This is a genomic window from Alkalihalobacillus deserti (assembly GCF_020734105.1).
GTDB lineage: Bacteria > Bacillota > Bacilli > Bacillales > Bacillaceae_D > Halalkalibacter > Halalkalibacter deserti.
This window is the reverse complement of record NZ_JAJAFR010000067.1, coordinates 1-1,024: the sequence shown is the minus strand read 5'-3', so window position 1 is coordinate 1,024 and position 1,024 is coordinate 1. Positions and strand designations below refer to the sequence as shown.

Below are 1,024 nucleotides of genomic sequence, written 5' to 3'. Positions count from 1 at the left end.
CAAAACTGAACAAAAGACCAAAGCGCAAACAACCGAGGTTGTTCGTCGACTAGAGTTAAATACTCCATAGAAAGGAGGTGATCCAGCCGCACCTTCCGATACGGCTACCTTGTTACGACTTCACCCCAATCATCTGTCCCACCTTAGGCGGCTAGCCCCCAAAAGGGTTACCCCACCGACTTCGGGTGTTACAAACTCTCGTGGTGTGACGGGCGGTGTGTACAAGGCCCGGGAACGTATTCACCGCGGCATGCTGATCCGCGATTACTAGCAATTCCGGCTTCATGTAGGCGAGTTGCAGCCTACAATCCGAACTGAGAATGGCTTTATGAGATTGGCTCGACCTCGCGGTTTTGCTGCTCTTTGTACCATCCATTGTAGCACGTGTGTAGCCCAGGTCATAAGGGGCATGATGATTTGACGTCGTCCCCACCTTCCTCCGGTTTATCACCGGCAGTCACCTTAGAGTGCCCAACTAAATGCTGGCAACTAAGATCAAGGGTTGCGCTCGTTGCGGGACTTAACCCAACATCTCACGACACGAGCTGACGACAACCATGCACCACCTGTCACTTTGTCCCCCGAAGGGGAAAGCCCTATCTCTAGGGTGGTCAAAGGATGTCAAGACCTGGTAAGGTTCTTCGCGTTGCTTCGAATTAAACCACATGCTCCACTGCTTGTGCGGGCCCCCGTCAATTCCTTTGAGTTTCAACCTTGCGGTCGTACTCCCCAGGCGGAGTGCTTAATGTGTTAACTTCGGCACTAAGGGCATCGAAACCCCTAACACCTAGCACTCATCGTTTACGGCGTGGACTACCAGGGTATCTAATCCTGTTTGCTCCCCACGCTTTCGCGCCTCAGCGTCAGTTACAGACCAGAGAGTCGCCTTCGCCACTGGTGTTCCTCCACATATCTACGCATTTCACCGCTACACGTGGAATTCCACTCTCCTCTTCTGTACTCAAGTCTCCCAGTTTCCAATGACCCTCCCCGGTTGAGCCGGGGGCTTTCACATCAGACTTAA

At 52.8% G+C, this 1,024-nt stretch carries 1 rRNA gene; it reads right to left on the bottom strand.

Annotated elements, in window-relative coordinates:
* Nucleotides 1-70 precede the first annotated feature (70 nt).
* Nucleotides 71-1,024: ribosomal RNA gene (locus tag LDX58_RS25660) — 16S ribosomal RNA — on the bottom strand; the annotation flags it as partial.